This window comes from Enterobacter sp. RHBSTW-00175, from assembly GCF_013927005.1.
GTDB lineage: Bacteria > Pseudomonadota > Gammaproteobacteria > Enterobacterales > Enterobacteriaceae > Enterobacter.
The window spans coordinates 383,140-403,155 of sequence record NZ_CP055930.1 but is presented as its reverse complement, the minus strand read 5'-3'; the positions used below and the strand labels follow the sequence as shown (position 1 = coordinate 403,155).

Here is a 20,016-nt window from a genome sequence, read left to right as displayed (position 1 = left end):
ACAATCTTCTTGTCTGGCGCACGCAGAGTGCTTGATCCCAGAGAGACTCGGGTTAAAATCTCGCGGTTTTGGGACATCTCTAATTAAACGGTGTGGGATCACGACAATGAAAAAAGTGGCATTACTGGGCCTCAGCGGCCTTATTTTTGTTTCTGCGGCGGCTAACGCCATCAGCTTTAACGGCTCGGCGGGTCAGGATTACACCCACCTGGGCTTTGGCCTGGGCACGGAAAGCTCCGGCCTGGCAATGACCGGCGGCTGGACGCATAACGACGACGATGGCGATGCGGCAAGCCTCGGCCTGGGTCTGAACATTCCTCTGGGACCATTCCTGGCGACCGTAGGCGGCAAAGGCGTTTACACCAATCCAAATGACGGTGATGAAGGCTACGCGGCGGCTGTGGGTGGCGGTTTGCAGTGGAAAATCGGCGACAGCTTCGGCCTGTTCGGCGAGTACTACTACTCTCCGGATTCGCTTTCCAGCGGCATTGAGAGCTATGAAGAAGCCAACGCCGGTGCGCGCTGGACTATCATGCGTCCGATCACGATTGAAGCAGGCTACCGTTACCTGAATCTGGCAGGTAAAGATGGCAATCGCGACAACGCCCTGGCCGATGGCCCGTATGTGGGTGTCAGCGCAGGCTTCTAATCTCTTCGGCGCGGTGTTCTGCCGCGCCAGTTTCTCTTCCCACCTATGCTCATTGCGTTATAGTGTTTTGACCATAGAAGTGGGAGAACACAATGATAAGCGTGGAAATGTTATCCACTGGCGACGAAGTGCTGCATGGACAAATTATTGATACCAATGCTGCCTGGCTGGCCGATTTATTCTTTGAGCAAGGATTACCGTTAACGCGCCGCAATACAGTGGGCGACAATCTTGAGTCACTGGTGAATATTCTGCGCGAACGCAGTGAACACGCCGATGTACTGATCGTGAACGGCGGGCTTGGCCCCACCAGTGATGATTTAAGCGCGCTGGCCGCCGCCACGGCCAAAGGCGAAGGCCTGGTGATGCATGAAGAGTGGCTCACTCAGATGGAGCGCTTCTTCACAGAACGCGGTAGGGTCATGGCCCCGAGCAACCGCAAGCAGGCTGAAATTCCCGCCAGCGCCGAACTGGTGGATAATCCGGTAGGCACCGCCTGCGGATTTGCCATCAAACTGAACCGTTGCCTGATGTTCTTCACACCGGGTGTCCCTTCTGAATTTAAAGTCATGGTGGAGCAGCAAATTCTGCCGCGCCTGCGCGAGCGCTTTACGCTGCCTGAACCGCCGCTGTGCTTGCGCCTGACCACCTTTGGCCGCTCTGAAAGCGATCTGGCGCAAAGCCTTGATCACCTGCAACTGCCGCCTGGCGTGTCGATGGGCTACCGCTCCTCAATGCCGATTATCGAGCTCAAACTGACGGGGCCGGCAACGCAAAAAGCGGCCATGCTGGCGCTGTGGCCAGAAGTACAGCGTGTGGCGGGTGAAAGCCTGATTTTTGAAGGGACAGAAGGGCTGCCCGCGCAAATTGCCCGCAGTCTGCAATCCAGCCAACTGAGCGTCACTTTAAGCGAACAGTTCACCGGCGGATTGCTGGCATTGCAGCTTTCCAGAGCCGAAGCACCGCTGCTGGCCAGCGAGGTTGTACCGTTCCAGCAAGAGACGCTGGCGCAAACGGCGCACTGGGCGTCTGAGCGCAGGGTTAATCATTTTGCCGGGCTGGCGCTTGCCATCGGCGGGATTGACGATGACCACCTTAACTTTGCGCTCGCCACCCCCGAAGGGACGCACGCGCTGCGGGTGAAAATGAGCATTACCCGCCACAGTTTAGCCGTGCGTCAGGAGGTGTGCGCCATGATGGCGCTGAACATGCTGCGCCGCTGGCTGAACGGAAAAGAGGTAGCCAGCGAACACGGCTGGATCAACGTCGTCGAGTCGATGTTTATCGGGTAACACCTTTGCCGGGGTGAACGCACCCCGGCGCTGTTTACCCCAGTGCTTTAGCCAACAAGGTAATAGGGTGTTCGCAACGTTTGCTGGTGGACATCTCAATCTGCCATTTACAGGTTTCGCAGTCGGTCACCACCAAATCCGCACCGCTCTCTTCAATCTGGCGGAACAAGGGCGCCCCAATCGCCTGCGATGTTTCGTAGTTTTCACTTTTGAACCCGTACGTTCCCGCGATACCACAACAACGTGAATCCAGCACCGTTAGTTCCAGCCCTGGGATCAGGCGCAACAGTTCGAGCGTATAGAGCGACCAGCCCATTTTTTCCATGTGGCAGGGAGTGTGATAGACCACTTTCAGCGGTAATTTGCCCAGCGGCAGAGTCTGTCCGCTATCGAGCTTGCGCCACAGAAAACGGGTCGCCAGTTCGATGTGTTCACGCAGTCCGCTGTTATCCACATCCAGCACGTGCGGATACTCATCGCGTAGCGTGAAGGTACAGGTGGAAGAGGTCGCCAGCACCGGAATACCTTTATCGACAATCGCCTCACGAAGCGACGTGACATTGCTTTTGGCCTGTTTACGTGCTTTATCGGTAAAACCGTTGGCAATCAACGGCACGCCGCAGCACTTCTCTTTGCTCAGCAGCTGCACGCCGGTGCCCATCGCATTCAGCACTTTCAGCAGATCTTTCCCCAGTTGCGGATGGTTGTAATTCACGTAGCAACCGTGGAAGAAGGCCACCTGATCGGCAAACTGCGCCTGTTTTGCCGCCACGGATTTGTACCATCGCCGGAAAGTGCCGTGGGAATACTTTGGCAGGCTACGATGGTGATCGATCTTAAGCGTGGCATCCAGCAGCTGGCGCACCGGTTTGAGCGATGTGGCGACATTTACCAGCGGAGCGAAAGGCGTTGAGACACTGCCCATCAGGTCGGTATGGCTGAGAATGGCATCGCGCAGCGTCGGCTTTTGCCGGCTGTAGCGCGCCCGCGCCCGCTGAATGATGTCGCCAATGTTGACATCTGACGGGCAGGCCACTTCACAGCGTTTGCAGTTGATACAGTACTTCAGCGCTTCATCGTACAGCGCGCCATCTTTCAGGCGCAGGCGTTCACCGTCCGGCCCGGCCTGTTTTGGCCCCGGATAGGCAGGGTTAACGCCGCTTACCGGGCAAACCGTGGTGCAGACCGTACATTTAATGCAGCTTTCAAAATGGGTGTCGTTCATTGTTCCGCCTCCGCGCGCTGGCAAATCTGTTCTGCAACACTGAGCGCCGTAATGGCACAAACACCGCCGCCACAGCCCTGGGCGATGGGATCGTATCCGCCCAGAATGGAACCGATGGCGTAGAGATTATCGATGGACGCGCCTGACAACTGCGGGCGCAGGGTGTTATCGACAATGACGCCGAACTGCTGCCAGGGCTGTGGAGTGAAGAAATCGCTCTGGTACCAGTCGGCACGGGACGTGCTTTGCCGGACATCCAGCCCCAGAATGGCTTCGCGGATGCCAGTGCGGCTGCTTAACAGCCCATTGCTGAAGAAACTCCCGCTGGCGAGTACGGCAAAACGGGTGCGCAGGGGAATATCAGCATGGTTTCGGGTCCAGACTTCACTGACTGCGCCGTCTTTCAGGGTGATATTTTTCACCTCATCTCCCGCCATCCAGATACCGCCCTGGGCGATGAACTGGCGTTGCAACTGGTTATGCAAACGAATGCCAGGCACGGACGGAGGCAGTGTGGGAAGTAAACCAACAGAGCATGGGAGACGGTCCGACAGCCAGCGCCAGAGCCGGTTGTCCGTTAAGCCAAAGCAGGCGGGCATAAACAGAGTGTCGTATTTTTCGCTGAGGGGTTTAAGCGCTTCAAACAGCAGCGGCCATTTGTCTTCGTTATCAAGCAGCCTGGCGATGTTGACCGCCCGAAATTCGCTCGGGTTTTCCCGCAGAACATCCAGTTCGGGCAGCTCGATTTCCGCCGTGTCGGCGCTGATACCCTGCTGGTTAAGCGAGGCCGCAGCAAGATGCGGCTGGAAATCGAGAAAACCGCTGATACCCACCACCAGCACGTGTCTGGCTTTGAATGGCGCGACGGGAACCTCTTCCGGGCTAAGCCAGGCACTACGCAGCGTGCCGAGCGGTGTCACCCGCTGATGGTTGAGCTGGGCGCTGCCCTGTAAGCGCGCGCCGCAAGCCGCCAGCAGGGTTTCGGTTTGATGGGCAAAACGGGCAACATTTTGCGCGCCAATCAGGGTGTAAGGGTGTTCAGGCGGCAGATTGTCGAGGGCTTTTAGCGGCGTGTGGACCAGCGAGCCGTCAGGCAACGCGCCCAGCAGATCCAGAGAGCCTGAAGAGAAGTGCAGGGCACTTTGGCCGCGAGTAATAATCGCACAGCGCAGGCCCTGCTGTGTCAGCCGGATACCGCAAAGCACACCTGCCAGCCCGCCGCCAACGATAACCGTATCAAATTTCATCGTGTTGTTCCTTCTCCAGACCGCAAAGCCCTTGGTAGACCCAGCGGGTGAATTCGCTTTCGCGCAGGGCATCGCCCCAGGCAACAGGCTGAATGCCTTTCCAGCGTTCGTTTAAAAAATCGCTGAGCTGAGCAAGCGACCGGGTTGAGGTGGTGGCGTGAAAACGTTGCAGCAGCCCGGCCGCGCGGCAGGCGCAAAGCTCGCCCTGACAGGTCCCCATGCCGACGCGCGTGCGGCGGCGTAAATCGAGCAGGTTATTCACCGTCAGGTTTTCAACCGCGTACTGCACTTCACCAGCGGTCACCGCCTCGCACTCGCACACCAGGCTTCGGCTAAGTCGCCCCTCACCGAGCCACGCTGGTGTCCGGTCACCGTGGCGATAGACCGCAGACCCACGCAGTGGCGCGGGCAATGAGATGATTTTTTGCAGCGTTTTTTCGGTGGATTGCTGTGATCCAGGGAGGGGCCTCTCTGCGGTAACGCAGAGCTCAGTATTGCCCAGTTTGCGACACACGGCGTCTGTGGCCCACTGCGCCATCAGACGGTAGGTCATCAGTTTACCGCCGGTGATGGTAATAAAGCCTTCCATGCCGTCGCGCTGTGCGTGATCGAGCAGCACAATGCCACGGCTGACGTTACGACCGCTGGGGTCGTTATCACTGGCAACCAGTGGGCGTACACCAGCATAAGCACGAAGAATACGAGTGCGGGCCATTACCGGGGCCAGTTTTTCTCCTTCGCGCAGCAGAATATCGACCTCTTCGGCGGTCACCCGGTTGTAATCAATCTCGCTGTAGTCAACGTGGGTTGAGGTGGTGCCAATCAACGAGATTGTGTCACCCGGCACCAGAATATCGGCGTCAGACGGTTTACGGCAGCGGTTAATGACATGGTTATTGATGCGGTGATCGAGGATCAGCAGCGAGCCTTTGGCCGGGAACATGCGGATGGATAAGTCGGCATATTCTGCAATGCGCTGCCCCCAGATCCCCGCCGCATTGACCACCACGGGAGCATACAGTTCGCTGTATTCATTATATTGCGGGTCAAACACCCGCACGCCGCACACGCTATCTCCCTTGCGGATAAGGCCAGTGACTTCATGTCCGGTCAGGATGCGGGCGCCATGCTCACGGGCATCCAGCATATTGGCGGCCGTGAGACGAAACGGATCCACGGTGCCGTCGGGGACTTTAACAGCACCCATCAGCGCCGGGTTTACAGAAGGCTCAAGGCGACGCGCCATGGCGGGATCTATCGCTTCGGCGCGAATACCCGCGGCAGTACAGGCCGTAAGAAAGGTGTGCTGGAACGCGAGATCATCTTCGGGAAGGGTGATGAACAGGCCATCGGTCGGTTCAATACAGTGGCGGGCGATGCGTTTGAGGATCTGGTTTTCGGCAATACACTCGCGCGCAGATTCACCGTCTGTGACGGCATACCGCGCGCCGCTGTGCAGCAAACCATGATTACGCCCGGTTGCGCCCGTTGCGATATCGTGACGCTCGAGTAGCGTCACATTTAACCCTCGCAGGGCGCAGTCGCGTGCGATACCTGCACCTGTTGCCCCACCGCCAATGATAATCACATCGCTATAGCGGGGATCGTGAATTGTCATTGTCTTCCCTCATGTTCGTTTTTTTACCATTTAGCCACATCAATTCTGTGGTTTGTTTGATTTCGAACATAATCGAGCAAGAATCGAAAGTGAAACGTGATTTCATGCGCCTTTTTGCGCATCCTGTCATATTTATGTAACAATCTGTGCGTTGTTTCACAGTAACAATCACTGTGATTTTTTAACATCGCCGCCTCTCTGGAGTTAGGGGGTAGATAACCCTCTGAAAATTCAAATACGGCCACGGAGGCTATCATGCTCAGTATCTTCAAACCTGCCCCGCATCGGGCGCGTCTGCCAGAGGCAGAAATCGATCCGCTTTACCGTCGCCTGCGTTGGCAAATCTTCCTCGGGATTTTCTTCGGGTACGCGGCTTACTATCTGGTACGTAAGAACTTTGCGCTCGCCATGCCGTATCTGGTAGAGCAGGGCTTCTCGCGCGGTGACCTGGGGTTCGCGCTGTCCGGGATTTCAATTGCCTACGGTTTTTCTAAATTCATTATGGGGTCGGTGTCGGATCGTTCGAATCCGCGCGTTTTCTTGCCTGCCGGTCTGATTCTGGCGGCCGCAGTGATGTTGTTTATGGGCTTTGTGCCATGGGCGACGTCGAGCATTGCCGTTATGTTTGTGCTGCTGTTCCTGTGCGGCTGGTTCCAGGGGATGGGGTGGCCGCCGTGCGGACGTACCATGGTGCACTGGTGGTCGCAGAAAGAACGTGGCGGCATCGTGTCGGTGTGGAACTGTGCGCATAACGTGGGTGGCGGTATTCCGCCGCTGCTGTTCCTGCTGGGGATGGCCTGGTTCAACGACTGGAAAGCCGCGCTCTACATGCCTGCCTTTGGCGCAATTGTGGTAGCCATTTTTGCCTTCGCGCTGATGCGCGATACGCCGCAGTCCTGCGGTCTGCCAGCGATTGAAGAGTATAAAAATGACTACCCGGATGATTACAGCGAGCAACACGAAGAAGAGCTGACGGCGAAACAGATCTTCATGAAGTATGTGCTGCCCAATAAACTGCTGTGGTACATCGCAGTGGCGAACGTGTTTGTCTACCTGCTGCGTTACGGCATCCTCGACTGGTCGCCAACTTACCTGAAAGAGGTTAAGCACTTCGCGCTGGATAAATCTTCCTGGGCTTACTTCCTGTATGAATATGCCGGGATCCCAGGCACGCTGCTGTGTGGGTGGATGTCGGACAAAGTGTTCAGAGGCAACCGTGGTGCCACGGGCGTGTTCTTTATGACCCTGGTGACCATCGCTACCGTGGTTTACTGGCTCAACCCGCCGGGCAACCCGGGTGTGGATATGGCCTGTATGATCGTAATTGGCTTCCTGATTTATGGCCCGGTGATGCTGATTGGCCTTCACGCGCTGGAGCTGGCACCGAAAAAAGCGGCAGGGACGGCAGCAGGCTTTACCGGGCTGTTTGGTTATCTGGGCGGCTCGGTCGCGGCGAGCGCCATTGTGGGCTATACCGTTGACTTCTTCGGCTGGGATGGCGGCTTTATGGTGATGATTGGCGGTAGCGTGCTGGCTGTACTGCTGCTGATTGTTGTGATGATTGGTGAAAAACGTCACCACGCTGAAGTGCTGGCGCGTCGTCGATAAGGAATATTACGATGAAATTGACGCAACTTGCGACCGGCCTGTTGCTGGCCGGTCTGATAACAGGCTCCGCACTGGCAGCCGATAAGATTGTTATTGCCCACCGTGGCGCGAGCGGTTACCTGCCGGAACACACGCTGCCGGCGAAAGCGATGGCCTATGCGCAGGGCGCGGATTACCTGGAGCAGGATCTGGTGATGACGAAGGACGACCAACTGGTTGTCCTGCATGACCACTATCTTGACCGTGTGACAGATGTGGCCGAACGTTTCCCGGATCGCGCCCGTAAAGACGGGCGCTATTACGCCATCGACTTCACGCTGGCGGAGATTCGCTCGCTGAAATTTACCGAAGGCTTTGAGATTGAAAACGGCAAGAAAGTGCAGGTCTATCCGGGACGTTTCCCGATGGGCAAATCTGATTTCCGCATTCATACCTTCGAAGAGGAGATAGAGTTTGTTCAGGGGCTGAACCACTCGACGGGCAAAAACATTGGCATCTACCCGGAAATAAAAGCGCCGTGGTTCCATCATCAGGAAGGCAAGGACATTGCTGCCAGAACGCTGGAGGTACTGAAGAAGTACGGCTACACCAGCAAACAGGACAAAGTCTATCTGCAATGTTTTGATGCCGCTGAACTGAAGCGCATTAAAACCGAGCTGGAGCCAAAAATGGGGATGAACCTCAATCTGGTGCAGCTGATTGCGTATACCGACTGGAATGAAACCCAGGAGAAACAGCCAGACGGGAAGTGGGTGAACTACAACTACGACTGGATGTTTAAGCCTGGCGCGATGAAGCAGATTGCGCAGTACGCCGACGGCATCGGGCCGGATTACCATATGCTGGTGGCTGAAGGTTCAACGCCGGGCCACGTGAAGCTGACGGCGATGGTGAAAGAAGCACACGCCAGCAAAATGCAGGTGCATCCGTATACGGTGCGTGCAGACCAGTTGCCAGAGTATGCGACGGACGTAAACCAGCTTTACGACGTGTTGTATAACCAGGCGGGTGTGGACGGGTTGTTTACGGATTTCCCGGATAAAGCAGTAACGTTCTTAAAATAGAAAAAGGGCCGTAAGGCCCTTTTTTTACATCTCGATTTCGATATCGCCTTTTGCCCGGCAGCAGCAGGGCAAAATTTCCCCTTCGTTGATAAAGGCCAGCGGTTCGGTCAGCCAGTCGACCTGGCCTGCGACCAGGCGGCAGCGGCAGGAGCCGCAATACCCGGCACGACACTGGTACTCTACCTCAACCTGATGCGCTTCAAGCGCCACCAGCAGAGAAGGGTGCTCTTCCTGGCACAGCACTTCTGTACCAGAAAGACTGAGCGTTACGCGTGTCATCAGAGCTGGAAGTTGCTCAGGTCGTCAGTATCCACTTCAGCGTCAATCTGACCGACAAGATAAGAACTCACTTCCACTTCCTGCGGCGCAACCTGCACGTTATCGGATACCAGCCAGGTGTTGATCCATGGGATCGGGTTGGAGCGGGTCTGGAACGGCAGATCAAGGCCAACAGCCTGCATACGGATGTTGGTAATGTACTCAACATACTGGCACAGAATGTCTTTGTTCAGGCCGATCATGGAGCCATCGCGGAACAGGTAATCTGCCCACTCTTTCTCTTGCTGTGCAGCCAGTACAAACAGGTCGTAGCACTCCTGTTTGCACTCTTCGGCGATTTCTGCCATTTCCGGGTCGTCCGCGCCGCTGCGCAGCAGGTTCAGCATATGCTGAGTGCCGGTCAGGTGCAGGGCTTCGTCACGGGCGATCAGACGAATGATTTTAGCGTTACCTTCCATCAGCTTGCGCTCAGCGAAAGCGAAGGAGCAGGCGAAGCTTACGTAAAAGCGAATGGCTTCCAGCGCGTTTACGCTCATCAGGCACAGGTACAGTTGCTTTTTCAGTGCGCGCAGGTTCACGGTAATGGTTTTGCCATTCACGTTGTGCGTGCCTTCGCCCAGCAGATGCCAGTAGCTGGTCATCTCGATAAGCTCATCGTAGTAGTGCGCAATACCTTCCGCACGTTTCTGGATCTGCTCGTTGGTGACGATATCGTCAAACACCACCGCCGGATCGTTAACGATATTGCGGATGATATGGGTGTAAGAGCGGGAGTGGATCGTCTCTGAGAACGCCCAGGTTTCAACCCAGGTTTCCAGCTCTGGAATCGAGATCAGCGGCAGCAGCGCTACGTTCGGGCTACGACCCTGAATAGAGTCCAGCAGCGTCTGGTACTTCAGGTTGCTGAGGAAGATATGCTTTTCGTGATCCGGCAGAGCCTGGAAATCAATACGATCGCGGGAAACGTCAACTTCTTCCGGGCGCCAGAAGAAGGAGAGTTGCTTTTCGATCAGCTTTTCGAAGATGTCATATTTTTGCTGATCGTAGCGTGCCACGTTGACCGGCTGGCCGAAGAACATCGGCTCTTTGAGCTGGTCGTTTTTCGTCTGTGAAAAGGTGGTATATGCCATGAATTGGAGTCCTGTCTTACGAAATAAAGGCGGGGATATCCCCGCCCTTCATTAGATCTTACATGCGCCGCTTTCGCAGCCATCGTCCTGAATTGACGGTACCATGTCGTCCTGGGCGTCTTCAGCACCATCACGGGTGTTGTGATAGTACAGGGTTTTCACGCCAAATTTATAGGCAGTGAGCAGGTCTTTCAGCAGTTGCTGCATCGGAACCTTGCCAGACGGGAAGCGCGTTGGGTCATAGTTGGTATTCGCAGAGATCGACTGGTCGATAAACTTCTGCATGATACCCACCAGCTGCAGGTAACCGTCGTTGTTTGGCATTTCCCACAGCAGCTCGTAGTTGTTGCCCAGCGTTTCGTAATCTGGCACTACCTGACGCAGAACGCCGTCTTTCGATGCTTTGATGCTCACATGGCCGCGTGGTGGCTCAATACCGTTGGTGGCGTTAGAGATCTGCGAAGAGGTCTCGGACGGCATCAGGGCAGAGAGCGTAGAGTTACGCAGGCCGTGCGTTTTGATGGACTCGCGCAAACCTTCCCAGTCGAGGTGCAGCGGTTCGCTGACGATCGCATCCAGGTCTTTCTTATAGGTGTCGATTGGCAGAATGCCTTTCGCGTAAGTGGTTTCGTTAAACCACGGACACGCACCTTGCTCTTTCGCCAGCTCGTTGGACGCTTTCATCAGGTAATACTGAATTGCTTCAAACGTCTGGTGGGTCAGGTTGTTGGCGCTGCCGTCAGAGTAACGCTTGCCGTTTTTCGCCAGCCAGTAGGCGAAGTTGATCACGCCAATACCCAGGGTACGACGACCCATTGCGCCACGTTTTGCCGCCGGGATTGGGTAATCCTGGTAATCCAGCAGGGCATCGAGTGCGCGTACAGCCAGCACAGCCAGCTCTTCCAGCTCGTCCAGGCTCTTAATGGCACCCAGGTTGAAAGCAGACAGCGTACACAGCGCAATTTCACCGTTTTCGTCGTTTACATCGTCCAGCGGTTTGGTTGGCAGGGCGATTTCCAGGCACAGGTTAGACTGGCGCACTGGCGCAACAGCCGGGTCGAACGGGCTGTGAGTGTTGCAGTGGTCAACGTTCTGAATGTAGATACGGCCAGTAGAGGCACGTTCCTGCATCATCAGAGAGAACAGGTCTACCGCTTTCACGCGTTGCTTACGGATGCTGTCGTCTTTTTCGTATTTGGTGTACAGACGCTCAAACTCATCCTGATCGGCGAAGAAGGCATCGTACAGGCCCGGGACGTCGGACGGGCTGAACAGGGTGATCTCTTCACCTTTCAGCAGACGGGTGTACATCAGTTTGTTGATCTGCACGCCGTAGTCCATGTGGCGCACGCGGTTGCCTTCAACACCACGGTTGTTTTTCAGTACCAGCAGGCTTTCAACTTCCAGATGCCACATTGGGTAGAACAGGGTTGCTGCACCACCACGCACGCCGCCCTGAGAGCAGGATTTCACTGCCGTCTGGAAGTGCTTATAGAACGGGATACAGCCGGTGTGGAACGCTTCGCCGCCGCGAATTGGGCTACCCAGGGCACGAATACGACCGGCGTTGATACCGATACCGGCACGCTGGGAGACGTATTTCACAATGGCGCTGGAGGTGGCGTTGATGGAATCCAGGCTGTCGCCACACTCGATCAGTACGCAGGAGCTGAACTGACGGGTAGGGGTGCGCACGCCAGACATGATTGGCGTTGGCAGAGAAATCTTGAACGTCGACACCGCATCGTAGAAACGCTTCACGTATTCCAGACGGGTATCACGCGGATAGTTAGAGAACAGGCAGGCAGCAACCAGAATATAGAGGAACTGGGCGCTCTCGTAGATTTCGCCGGTTACACGGTTCTGAACCAGGTATTTGCCTTCAAGCTGTTTCACTGCCGCGTAGGAGAAGTTCATATCGCGCCAGTGATCGATAAACCCGTTCATCTGCTCGAACTCTTCTTCCGTGTAGTCTTCCAGCAGATGCGTGTCGTATTTTCCTAACTCAACCATTTTCACGACGTGGTCAAACAGCGCTGGCGGCTCAAACTGGCCGTAGGCTTTTTTACGCAGGTGGAAAATGGCCAGGCGTGCAGCCAGGTACTGATAATCCGGTGCTTCGCGGGAGATCAGATCTGCCGCTGCTTTGATGATGGTTTCGTGAATATCAGACGTTTTGATGCCGTCGTAGAACTGGATATGGGAACGCAGTTCAACCTGGGAAATAGATACGTTGTTCAGTCCTTCTGCTGCCCAGTCGAGAACTCGATGGATTTTGTCCAGATTGATACGCTCGGTAGTACCGTCGCGTTTTGTCACCAGCAGACTCTGATTCATGTGGGTTTTTACCTGTCCGTGAAATAAAAAAATATCCCCCGTTTATCCACAGGGCAGCCTTGTGACTAACTCTGTGGATAAATACTACATATAGGGGGTTTGCGATAAGATAAACGCTATATGGTGAGTATTCTAGTATCGAATCATTTCAGCACAAGGGTTGATTTTGACGTTAAATTGAGGTTGTGAAAGGGTAAAAAAGCCTAAGTCCTCGTACCGTAAGGCCTGGAAGACATGTCAATAATTTAGAAAAAAAATTCAAAATTTGATCGAGTGCTGATTTCTTCAACGGGAGGTCAAAATTGCGCAACATGATGTCGCGCAATCTTTATAAGATTATTTGATGACGTTAGTCATTTTTGGCTGTTGTATGCAACATATAGTTAACATCAACACCCGGGGCGAGCTTGAATTTGTCTGTTAATGGATTGTAATGCAGACCCGTGATGTGCTGCTCTTTGAGCCATGTGTGATCCACCCAGCTCAGTAATTCAGCAGGCTTGATGAATTTCTTCACATCATGTGTCCCTTTCGGCACCATGCGCAGGACATATTCTGCACCGACCACGGCCATCAGCCAGGCTTTACCGTTACGGTTAATGGTGGAGAAAAACACCTGGCCGCCGGGTTTAACCAGTTTTGCACAGGCATTCACCACCGACTGTGGGTCGGGTACGTGTTCGAGCATCTCCATGCAGGTCACCACATCGTACTGATGGGCGTGCTTCGCTGCATGTTCCTCGACAGTTTCTTGCACATACTCGACCTGCACACCGGACTCCAGCGCGTGCAAGCGCGCAACCTGCAAAGGTTCAAATCCCATGTCCAGGCCGGTAACTGTTGCCCCTTCGCGTGCCATGCTTTCCGCCAGGATGCCGCCGCCACAACCAACATCGAGCACTTTTTTCCCGAACAGACCGCCGGAACGCTCCGCGATATAGCCCAGACGCAGCGGGTTAATACGGTGCAGAGGTTTAAACTCACCTTCGAGATCCCACCAGCGGGACGCCACCGCTTCGAATTTGGCAATCTCTTCATGGTCAACGTTGTGAGCCACCGGGGATTTTTCGGCATTCATGGACGCTTTTACTCCGTAATTTAAAGACGGGGCAGTATATCAGGATAATAAACCAAATTGGTTTATAACCCTGTGGGTGTGTTATAATTTGCGACCTTTGAATCCGGGATACAGTAGAGGGATAGCGGTTAGATGAGCGACCTTGCGAGAGAAATTACACCGGTTAACATCGAGGAAGAGCTGAAGAGCTCCTATCTGGACTATGCGATGTCGGTCATTGTTGGCCGTGCGCTGCCGGACGTCCGCGATGGCCTTAAGCCGGTACACCGTCGCGTACTATACGCCATGAACGTATTGGGCAATGACTGGAATAAAGCCTACAAAAAATCTGCCCGTGTCGTGGGTGACGTTATCGGTAAATATCACCCGCATGGTGATATTGCCGTTTATGACACGATCGTCCGTATGGCGCAGCCATTCTCCCTGCGTTACATGCTGGTAGATGGACAGGGTAACTTTGGTTCGGTCGACGGCGACTCCGCCGCGGCGATGCGTTATACGGAAATCCGTATGTCGAAAATCGCCCATGAGCTGATGGCCGACCTGGAAAAAGAGACCGTTGATTTCGTCGATAACTACGACGGCACCGAACGCATCCCAGACGTCATGCCAACCAAGATCCCGAACCTGTTGGTTAACGGTTCGTCCGGTATCGCAGTCGGGATGGCAACCAACATCCCACCGCATAACATCACGGAAGTGATCAACGGCTGCCTGGCCTTTATCGACGATGAAGAGATCAGCATTGAAGGGCTGATGGAACACATTCCGGGGCCGGACTTCCCGACGGCGGCGATCATCAACGGTCGTCGTGGTATCGAAGAAGCGTATCGCACCGGTCGCGGCAAGATCTACATCCGTGCCCGCGCCGAAGTAGAAGCCGACGCCAAAACCGGCCGTGAAACCATTATTGTTCACGAGATCCCGTATCAGGTGAACAAGGCTCGTCTGATTGAGAAAATCGCCGAGCTGGTAAAAGAAAAACGTGTTGAAGGTATCAGCGCGCTGCGTGACGAGTCTGACAAAGACGGGATGCGCATCGTGATTGAAATCAAACGCGACGCGGTGGGGGAGGTTGTTCTGAACAACCTGTATTCCCAGACTCAGCTTCAGGTCTCCTTCGGTATCAACATGGTCGCACTGCACCATGGTCAGCCGAAGATCATGAACCTGAAAGAGATCCTGAGCGCGTTCGTGCGTCACCGCCGTGAAGTGGTGACTCGCCGTACTATTTTCGAACTGCGTAAAGCACGCGATCGTGCGCACATCCTTGAAGCGCTGGCCGTTGCTCTGGCTAACATCGATCCGATCATCGAGTTGATCCGTCGTGCGCCGACGCCAGCTGAAGCGAAAGCCTCTCTGATTGCGCGTCCGTGGGAGCTGGGTAATGTATCGGCAATGCTTGAACGTGCGGGCGATGACGCTGCGCGTCCTGAGTGGCTGGAGCCAGAGTTTGGCGTGCGTGATGGTCAGTATTACCTGACTGAACAGCAGGCCCAGGCCATTCTGGATCTGCGTTTGCAGAAACTGACCGGCCTTGAGCATGAAAAACTGCTCGACGAGTACAAAGAGCTGCTGGAGCAGATTGCTGAGCTGCTGCATATCCTGGGTAGCGCAGATCGCCTGATGGAAGTGATCCGTGAAGAGCTGGAGCTGGTCCGCGATCAGTTCGGCGATGAGCGTCGCACCGAAATCACCGCGAATACTGCGGACATCAACATCGAAGACCTGATCAACCAGGAAGATGTTGTTGTTACCCTGTCTCACCAGGGTTATGTGAAGTATCAGCCGTTGACCGACTACGAAGCACAGCGTCGTGGTGGTAAAGGTAAATCTGCGGCACGCATTAAAGAAGAAGACTTTATCGACCGACTGCTGGTGGCCAACACCCATGACACGATCCTCTGCTTCTCCAGCCGTGGTCGTCTGTACTGGATGAAAGTGTATCAGTTGCCAGAAGCGAGCCGTGGCGCGCGTGGTCGTCCGATAGTCAACCTGCTGCCGCTGGAAGCGAACGAGCGTATCACCGCTATCCTGCCAGTACGTGAGTATGCGGAAGGCGTGAACGTCTTTATGGCGACGGCAAGCGGTACCGTGAAGAAAACCGCACTGACCGAGTTCAGCCGTCCACGTTCTGCCGGTATTATCGCGGTGAATCTGAACGAAGGCGATGAACTGATTGGCGTGGATCTGACCTCCGGTTCTGATGAAGTGATGCTGTTCTCCGCCGCCGGTAAAGTGGTGCGCTTTAAAGAGAACGCGGTACGTGCGATGGGTCGTACGGCGACCGGCGTTCGTGGGATCAAACTGGCGGGCGAAGACTCCGTTGTTTCCCTGATCGTTCCGCGCGGTGAAGGTGCAATCCTGACCGTGACGCAGAACGGCTATGGTAAACGTACGGCGGAAACTGAATATCCGACCAAGTCCCGTGGCACGCAGGGCGTTATTTCTATCAAAGTGACTGAGCGCAACGGTTCCGTTGTGGGCGCGGTTCAGGTAGATGATACCGACCAGATCATGATGATTACCGATGCCGGTACGCTGGTGCGTACACGTGTTTCCGAGATCAGCGTGGTTGGCCGTAACACCCAGGGCGTTATCCTCATCCGTACTGCGGAAGATGAAAACGTCGTGGGTCTGCAACGTGTGGCAGAGCCAGTGGATGACGAAGAGCTCGACTCTATCGACGGTAGCGCAGCAGAAGGCGATGATGAAATCGCGCCAGAAGCCGACACCGACGATGATGCAGCGGATGACGCTGAAGAGTAATGTCTCCTGATGCAAAAAGGGCCGGATTCCGGCCCTTTTCTTTTTCAGATGCAGACAAGTGAACGTTGCGACAAGGCGCGTTTACCGCTACCTTAAACCACATTCTTTTTGACCCCGACGGCGGAGCCTCGCCCCCTTGAAATACCTCGTTTCCTTTCGTACCACGCTTAAAGTTTCTCGCTATCTGTTCCGGGCGTTGGCGCTTTTGCTTTGGTTGCTGGTGGCACTGTTCTCGGTGTTTTACATCGTAAACGCGCTACACCAGAAAGAATCTGAGATCCGCCAGGAGTTCAATCTCAGTTCCGATCAGGCTCAGCGTTATATTCAGCGCACCTCTGATGTGATGAAAGAGCTGAAGTACATCGCTGAAAACCGCCTGACGGCGGAAAACGGGGTGCTTGCCACGCGCGGGCGTAATGACAAAACGGAAGTGCCGGACTTCGAACCTTTGTTCCCGGACTCTGACTGCTCTGCAATGGGCAACACCTGGCGAGGGTCACTGGAATCACTGGCCTGGTTTATGCGCTACTGGCGCGATAATTTTTCTGCCGCCTATGATCTTAATCGCGTCTTCCTGATAGGCAGCGACAACCTGTGTATGGCTGATTTCGGTCTGCGTGATGTTCCGGTTGAGCGCGATGACGCCCTGAAAAGCCTGCATGAACGGATCGTGAAGTACCGTAATGCGCCGCAGGACGAGCGCGGCAACAATCTTTTCTGGATAAGCCAGGGGCCGCGTATGGGCGTGGGTTATTTCTATGCCCTGACGCCGGTCTATCTGGGGAATCGCTTACAGGCACTGCTGGGCATTGAACAAACCATCCGTATGGAGAACTTCTTCACTCCTGGTAGCCTGCCGATGGGCGTGACCGTTCTGGATGAAAATGGCCATGCCCTGATTTCACTGACCGGGCCGGAAAACCGGTTAAAAGTCGATTCCCACTGGATGCAGGAACGTTCCTGGTTTGGCTATACGTCTGGTTTTCGTGAGCTGGTGCTGAAGAAAAGTTTACCCCCGTCTTCGCTCAGCATTGTTTACTCCGTGCCAGTGGACATGGTGCTGGAGCGGATTCGAATCCTTATCCTCAACGCCATTATTCTTAATGTCCTGGTCGGGATTGCGCTGTTTACACTGGCGCGTATGTACGAGCGGAAAATCTTTATCCCGGCGGAAATTGACGCGCAGAGGCTGGAAGAGCACGAGCAATTTAACCGTAAGATTGTTGCTTCCGCCCCGGTGGGTATCTGTATCCTGCGCACCCAGGATGGTACGAACATCCTCAGTAACGAGCTGGCGCATAACTACCTGAACATGCTGACGCATGAAGACAGGCAACGGTTGACGCAGATTATCTGTGGGCAACAGGTTAACTTTGTGGATGTGCTGACCAGCACCCATACCAACCTGCAAATCAGTTTCGTCCATTCCCGCTATCGCAATGAAAACGTGGCGATTTGTGTACTGGTGGATGTTTCTGCCCGCGTGAAAATGGAAGAGTCATTGCAGGAGATGGCCCAGGCGGCAGAGCAGGCCAGCCAGTCGAAATCCATGTTCCTTGCGACAGTCAGCCATGAACTGCGAACCCCGCTGTACGGGATCATCGGTAACCTCGATCTTCTGCAAACCAAAGAGTTGCCAAACGGCGTTGAGCGCCTGGTAACGGCAATGAACAACTCGTCGAGCCTGCTGCTGAAAATCATCAGTGATATCCTCGACTTCTCCAAAATTGAATCTGAGCAACTGAAAATTGAGCCGCGCGAGTTCTCCCCGCGTGAAGTGATGAACCACATCAGCGCCAACTACATGCCGCTGGTGGTGCGCAAACAGCTCGGACTTTACTGCTTTATCGAACCGGATGTGCCGCTGACGCTACAGGGCGATCCGATGCGTTTACAGCAGGTGATTTCTAACCTGCTGAGCAATGCCATTAAGTTTACCGACATCGGGTGTATTGTGCTGCATGTCGGCCACGATGGGGATTACCTGAGCATTCGCGTGCGTGATACGGGTGTGGGGATCCCGGCAAAGGAAGTCGTTCGCCTGTTTGACCCGTTCTTCCAGGTCGGTACCGGTGTGCAGCGCAACTTCCAGGGCACAGGGCTGGGGCTGGCAATTTGTGAAAAACTGATCAGTATGATGGACGGCGATATCTCCGTAGACACCGAACCCGGCATGGGGAGCCAGTTCACCATCCGTATTCCGCTCTATTCGGCGCAGTATCCGGTGAAATCAACGCTGGATGGGCTGAACGGCAAGCGCTGCTGGCTGGTCGTTCACAACGCCTCGCTGCATGATTTCCTGGTCTCATTGCTGAGCAACAGCGGGATGCGGGTTTCGCGTTATGAAGGGCAAACGCCGGACGCTGACGATATACTGGTCACCGATGACGAGCTGGAACAGGCCTGGACGGGAAGAGGCGTGGTCACGTTCTGCCGTCGTCATATCGGCATCCCGCTTGAACGCGCTCCCGGGGAATGGATCCACAGTGTCGCCACGCCGCATGAAATTTTGGGGCTGCTGGCGCGTATTTACAGCGTTCAGCTGGAAGACAGCGAAGGGGCTGCGGCGCTGCCGTCACCAGAATCTCTGGCGTCTGAGAACGACGATATGATGATTCTGGTGGTGGACGATCACCCAATTAACCGTCGACTGCTTGCCGACCAGTTAGGCTCTCTGGGTTACCAGTGTAAAACCGCCAATGACGGCGTGGATGCCCTGAATGTCCTGAGTAAAAACCACATCGATATCGTGTTAAGCGACGTCAACATGCCGAACATGGACGGTTATCGCCTGACGCAGCGTATTCGCCAGCTTGGCCTGACTCTGCCGGTGGTGGGGGTGACGGCAAATGCGCTGGCGGAAGAGAAACAGCGCTGTCTGGAATCCGGCATGGATAGCTGTCTGTCGAAACCGGTGACGCTGGACGTGCTCAAGCAGACGTTGTCAATTTATGCCGATCGCGTGAGAAAAACGCGGAAATAAAAAAAGGCCCGTAAGGGCCTTTTTGTTTGTTCTCCCTCTCCCAGTGGGTGAGGGCATCAGGTCGCACACCCGCCGGGGATCAATCCTTGTCCGTCGCGCTCAGCGTAACGGAGGAGAGATAGTTCAGCAGTGCAATATCGTTATCCACACCCAGTTTCATCATGGCTGATTTCTTCTGGCTACTGATGGTTTTAATACTGCGGTTCAGCTTCTTGGCAATCTCGGTCACCAGGAAACCTTCAGCGAACAGGCGCAGAACTTCACTCTCTTTTGGCGACAGGCGTTTGTCACCGTAGCCACCCGCGCTGATTTTCTCCAGCAGACGGGAAACGCTTTCAGGGGTGAATTTCTTGCCTTTCTGCAACGCGGCCAGCGCTTTTGGCAGATCGGTCGGCGCGCCTTGTTTCAGCACAATCCCTTCGATATCCAGATCCAGCACGGCGCTTAAAATCGCCGGGTTGTTGTTCATGGTCAGAACGATAATCGAGATGTCCGGGAAATGGCGTTTAATGTATTTGATAAGCGTGATCCCATCACCGTACTTGTCCCCAGGCATGGAGAGATCGGTAATGAGCACGTGGGCATCAAGCTTTGGGAGGTTATTGATCAGTGCTGTGGAGTCTTCAAATTCACCGACTACATTCACCCACTCGATCTGTTCAAGTGATTTGCGAATACCGAACAGTACAATCGGATGGTCATCGGCAATAATTACGTTCATATTGTTCATGTATTAG

General features: G+C 54.8%; 14 protein-coding genes. 6 read left to right on the top strand and 8 right to left on the bottom strand.

The window, feature by feature from the left end; translation table 11 throughout:
* Positions 1-106 precede the first annotated feature (106 nt).
* Positions 107-649: a YfaZ family outer membrane protein gene (locus HV107_RS01895; RefSeq protein ID WP_182061846.1), complete on the top strand. Its 543-nt coding sequence runs from the start codon at positions 107-109 to the stop codon at positions 647-649.
* Between the two features lie 92 nt (positions 650-741).
* A complete protein-coding gene (locus HV107_RS01890) occupies positions 742-1,941 on the top strand; it encodes a nicotinamide mononucleotide deamidase-related protein YfaY (protein WP_182061845.1) in 1,200 nt (399 codons plus the stop codon).
* 34 nt (positions 1,942-1,975) lie between these two features.
* Here HV107_RS01890 and glpC read toward each other — a convergent pair whose 3' ends face one another.
* From glpC to glpA, 3 genes are read right to left on the bottom strand one after another with little or no spacing between them, the layout of a single operon-like run.
* Complete coding sequence (gene glpC, locus HV107_RS01885; RefSeq protein ID WP_182061844.1) at positions 1,976-3,166, bottom strand: anaerobic glycerol-3-phosphate dehydrogenase subunit GlpC; 1,191 nt, start codon at positions 3,164-3,166, stop codon at positions 1,976-1,978.
* On the bottom strand, positions 3,163-4,413 hold the full coding sequence (glpB, locus tag HV107_RS01880) for a glycerol-3-phosphate dehydrogenase subunit GlpB (protein ID WP_182061843.1): 1,251 nt from the start codon (positions 4,411-4,413) through the stop codon (positions 3,163-3,165). Before glpB ends, glpC begins: the two co-directional genes overlap by 4 nt.
* Positions 4,403-6,031: an anaerobic glycerol-3-phosphate dehydrogenase subunit A gene (gene glpA / locus HV107_RS01875; RefSeq protein WP_182061842.1), complete on the bottom strand. Its 1,629-nt coding sequence runs from the start codon at positions 6,029-6,031 to the stop codon at positions 4,403-4,405. Before glpA ends, glpB begins: the two co-directional genes overlap by 11 nt.
* 255 nt (positions 6,032-6,286) lie before the next feature.
* Here glpA and glpT point away from each other — a divergent pair, with 255 nt between their 5' ends.
* Both glpT and glpQ read left to right on the top strand, forming a co-directional pair.
* Positions 6,287-7,639, top strand: coding sequence for a glycerol-3-phosphate transporter (gene glpT / locus HV107_RS01870; RefSeq protein WP_182061841.1), 1,353 nt, complete (start codon positions 6,287-6,289; stop codon positions 7,637-7,639).
* An 11-nt stretch (positions 7,640-7,650) separates the two neighbouring features.
* Positions 7,651-8,703 (top strand): glycerophosphodiester phosphodiesterase, encoded by a 1,053-nt coding sequence (glpQ, locus tag HV107_RS01865; protein WP_182061840.1) that lies wholly within the window; start codon positions 7,651-7,653, stop codon positions 8,701-8,703.
* A 24-nt stretch (positions 8,704-8,727) separates the two neighbouring features.
* Here glpQ and yfaE read toward each other — a convergent pair whose 3' ends face one another.
* The 4 genes from yfaE to ubiG form a co-directional block, all read right to left on the bottom strand.
* Positions 8,728-8,982, bottom strand: a complete 255-nt coding sequence (yfaE, locus tag HV107_RS01860; RefSeq protein WP_182061839.1) for a class I ribonucleotide reductase maintenance protein YfaE — start codon at positions 8,980-8,982, stop codon at positions 8,728-8,730.
* On the bottom strand, positions 8,982-10,112 hold the full coding sequence (gene nrdB / locus HV107_RS01855) for a class Ia ribonucleoside-diphosphate reductase subunit beta (RefSeq protein WP_182061838.1): 1,131 nt from the start codon (positions 10,110-10,112) through the stop codon (positions 8,982-8,984). Before nrdB ends, yfaE begins: the two co-directional genes overlap by 1 nt.
* A gap of 51 nt (positions 10,113-10,163) precedes the next feature.
* Positions 10,164-12,449 (bottom strand): class 1a ribonucleoside-diphosphate reductase subunit alpha, encoded by a 2,286-nt coding sequence (gene nrdA / locus HV107_RS01850; protein WP_182061837.1) that lies wholly within the window; start codon positions 12,447-12,449, stop codon positions 10,164-10,166.
* 349 nt (positions 12,450-12,798) lie between these two features.
* The gene (gene ubiG, locus HV107_RS01845) at positions 12,799-13,527 is read right to left on the bottom strand and encodes a bifunctional 2-polyprenyl-6-hydroxyphenol methylase/3-demethylubiquinol 3-O-methyltransferase UbiG (protein WP_182061836.1); all 729 of its coding nucleotides are present in this window, start codon (positions 13,525-13,527) and stop codon (positions 12,799-12,801) included.
* A gap of 132 nt (positions 13,528-13,659) precedes the next feature.
* On the opposite strand from ubiG, the gene gyrA reads away from it, so the two are divergent.
* Complete coding sequence (gene gyrA / locus HV107_RS01840) at positions 13,660-16,296, top strand: DNA topoisomerase (ATP-hydrolyzing) subunit A (RefSeq protein WP_182061835.1); 2,637 nt, start codon at positions 13,660-13,662, stop codon at positions 16,294-16,296.
* Positions 16,297-16,432: 136 nt separating this feature from the next.
* Entirely contained in the window at positions 16,433-19,279 is a 2,847-nt protein-coding gene (gene rcsC / locus HV107_RS01835; protein ID WP_182061834.1) for a two-component system sensor histidine kinase RcsC, read from the top strand.
* Between the two features lie 79 nt (positions 19,280-19,358).
* Here the strand turns inward: rcsC and rcsB are convergent, their stop codons facing one another.
* Positions 19,359-20,009 (bottom strand): response regulator transcription factor RcsB, encoded by a 651-nt coding sequence (gene rcsB, locus HV107_RS01830; protein ID WP_003859405.1) that lies wholly within the window; start codon positions 20,007-20,009, stop codon positions 19,359-19,361.
* Positions 20,010-20,016 lie beyond the last annotated feature (7 nt).